Origin of the sequence: Wolbachia endosymbiont of Nomada ferruginata (genome assembly GCF_001675785.1) — a bacterium.
Classification (GTDB): domain Bacteria; phylum Pseudomonadota; class Alphaproteobacteria; order Rickettsiales; family Anaplasmataceae; genus Wolbachia; species Wolbachia pipientis.
The window spans coordinates 1-2,824 of sequence record NZ_LYUY01000127.1 but is presented as its reverse complement, the minus strand read 5'-3'; the positions used below and the strand labels follow the sequence as shown (position 1 = coordinate 2,824).

Below are 2,824 nucleotides of genomic sequence, written 5' to 3'. Positions count from 1 at the left end.
TGATAAATTATATGAAATGGCAGAAGCGTTATCGATTAATATTACAGATCTACTAATAGAGAAAGATGAAGGTAGTACAGTAGAAAATGAGCTACCTGATTTGATTAAAGAATACAAAGAAATTGAGAGCCAAGAACTACGTAATGCATTAATAAAATCTTTATTTGAAGGGATGCATATTTGCGAAGAAAAAGTGAGGAAAGCGGAAAGGATCAAAGTTGCAAAGGATTTAGTAAAAGGGGGAATTTCTATTGATATTATTTTGCAAATAGTTGGTTTATCCGCTGATCAAATTGCATGAAAATTTATTTCTAAGTAAGGTATATATGTTTGTTTCTGTAAGAGATATTAGTTCTATAAGTTATAAAATAGGGCAAAAAATAGAAGATTGTAGATTAATGCAAAGGTGTACTCAAGCAGAGTTAGCAAGTAAAATCGGATTAGCATATAAAGAAGTAACCAATTATGAAAATGGGTATATTCCTATTCCGATTGAAGTACTATATGTAATAGCAAGAGTACTGTCAGTTAATGTTGTAGATCTATTACCTAAACCAATAACAGTAAGGGAGTATGAAGATGAAGACGAAGAAATACTCTATCTAACAAAAATATATGAGAATCAAAAGTTAGGCAAAATAGTACCTTCATTAGTCAGGTTTGTTCATATTAGCGAGAAAATCAATCAAGAGGAGGCAAGATTAGAAGTAGCAAAAAATCTAGTTAAAGAAGGAGTTTCAGTTGACATAATTTCCCAAGCAACCGGCTTATCTATTTACGAGTATGATAATACAGAGAAAGAAGTCTGCACTGATTCTATATACTATAGAGTAGGGCAAAGAATAAGAGAATGGAGATTGATAAAAAGGTATACTCAAAAAGATTTAGCAAACAAAGTTGGTTTAACACTCAAGGAAATACACGAGTATGAAATAGGATACACTGCCATATCATTTGATAAATTATATCAAATAGCAGAAGGATTATCAGTGAATATTAAAGTTCTGCTACCTAAAACAAGAGAAAGCAAAAAGCTATTGAGTTTAATGGATCAGTACAGAGAACAAGAATCATTAGATGCATTAGTCAAATCTCTATCTGAAGATATGAAAAGTGGCAAGGAAAAAGTTAAAAAAGCAGAGAAAATCAGGGTTGCAAAAAATCTAGTGAAGGCGGGTGTTTCTACTGATGTTATTTTGCGAGCAAGTGGCCTAACTGTTGATGAGTGTGAAAATTGAATTGTGTTTAAGATATAAGTAAAAATGGTTAATATATTATCTATTCTAAACCCTTATTTAGCTCTGCAGAATTTTTTTGGCATTTCTACGTATCAAGATAAAACATCACAGAATTTATCTATCAGTTCCTGATTGTCCTCTATCATTGCCTTTGCCTCTTGCTGAAGAGATTTGATATTTTTTGATGTAATATTATCCATGTCAGGTGATGCTATTTTTAGTTGCGATTGTATGCGTATATATTTATCAGCTATAACTTGATTAAGTTGATAGTTTACTGCATCTAAACTTGAAGAAAACATCACATGTATTAGTGGTTTTATCCAGCCTATTTTTCCAAATCTCTTTGAATTGGCATACTCTATGCTTCTGTCTGTTCTTCCAGTACCTATCGATAACAGTAGAATATCATCATTTGGAAATAACCTCTTACCACTTGCATATGCACAAGCCGCTGGATTATTTGCAAAAACCCCTCCATCCACTAATACCATTTCCTTTTGGTTGATTTTTAGATGTTTTGGTATGAAATAAGTAGGGGCAGCCGTTGCAGCTCTGAGTGCATCTTTCAGCTTAATATTACCTTCTTTCCAGCTTTTAAAGAAAAATGGACGATTATTGTGAATATCATAACTTGTTATCAGTACCTTACTTAATGTATTTTTTAGAATATCCTCTCCAAAATATTTATCCAGTACAAATTCAATATTTTTATGTGGATATTGTGCACAGTTAAACCAAGATAATATTGATCGCCTGAAGAATGAAGATTTAAAAATATATGACCCGTATTCTTGGTAAAATTCAACTAAATCATTGGCTGAGTATTGGGGATTTCCTTGTTCATCTTTCCTGCATAACCCTGCTACAACAATCCCACCAGTTGAAGTACCAGCCATAAGATCAAAAATCTGGGAAATTGTCTTCCTTGCTCTCTTTTCTATTTCTGCTAATATTATGGCTGGTATGATGCCTCTTATGCCTCCGCCGTCAATTGAAAGGATGTATTTAGTCATGAGTAGATATTTATTAGTTTTATTAACTTGGTTGCTTCTATCAGGATTTTCTAGTTGTCCAAAAACTACAGTATGTTTTACTCCTGGAGAAAATTGCACCAACCTAATAATTGATTCCGTGGATCATGCTAAAAAATCCGTGTTGGTTCAGGCATACCAATTTACCTCAAAGCCTATTGCTGAGTCCTTGGTTCAAGCTAAAAAGCGTGGAGTTGATATTAAGGTTATTCTAGATGAATCACAAACTAGTTCAAAACATAGTGTAATTAACGAATTATTTGAGCACAAAATTCCGATATGGATTGACTTTAAACCCGCTATTGCTCATAGCAAGGTAATTATTATTGATGAGCAAAAAATCATAACCGGATCATTTAACTTTTCAGATGCCGCTCAGCAAAGAAATGCTGAAAACCTACTGATCATAACAGGAGATTCTCCACTAGTTGAACAATACGTCAAAAATTGGAAAAATCGCCAATCGCAGTCTAAGAGGTTGTCCACAAACCAAGGAATACGTAGTATATAAAGAAAGAATATTGAGGTAAGAGATGAGGAAAAAATATCCAA

3 protein-coding genes and 1 pseudogene are annotated in these 2,824 nt (G+C 33.0%); 3 read left to right on the top strand and 1 reads right to left on the bottom strand.

Annotation, left to right across the window (positions count from 1 at the left end; all coding sequences use genetic code 11):
- Nucleotides 1-301 (top strand): annotated as a pseudogene (locus BA053_RS05860) (WO male-killing family protein Wmk); the annotation flags it as partial.
- 25 nt (nucleotides 302-326) lie between these two features.
- The gene (gene wmk, locus BA053_RS05855) at nucleotides 327-1,238 is read left to right on the top strand and encodes a WO male-killing family protein Wmk (RefSeq protein ID WP_065095474.1); all 912 of its coding nucleotides are present in this window, start codon (nucleotides 327-329) and stop codon (nucleotides 1,236-1,238) included.
- A 92-nt stretch (nucleotides 1,239-1,330) separates the two neighbouring features.
- On the opposite strand, the gene BA053_RS05850 is transcribed toward wmk, so the two are convergent.
- Nucleotides 1,331-2,254 (bottom strand): patatin-like phospholipase family protein, encoded by a 924-nt coding sequence (locus BA053_RS05850; protein WP_065095196.1) that lies wholly within the window; start codon nucleotides 2,252-2,254, stop codon nucleotides 1,331-1,333.
- On the opposite strand from BA053_RS05850, the gene BA053_RS05845 reads away from it, so the two are divergent.
- The gene (locus tag BA053_RS05845; RefSeq protein ID WP_245611007.1) at nucleotides 2,253-2,783 is read left to right on the top strand and encodes a phospholipase D family nuclease; all 531 of its coding nucleotides are present in this window, start codon (nucleotides 2,253-2,255) and stop codon (nucleotides 2,781-2,783) included. The two genes, BA053_RS05850 and BA053_RS05845, sit on opposite strands and share 2 nt — an antisense overlap.
- Nucleotides 2,784-2,824 lie beyond the last annotated feature (41 nt).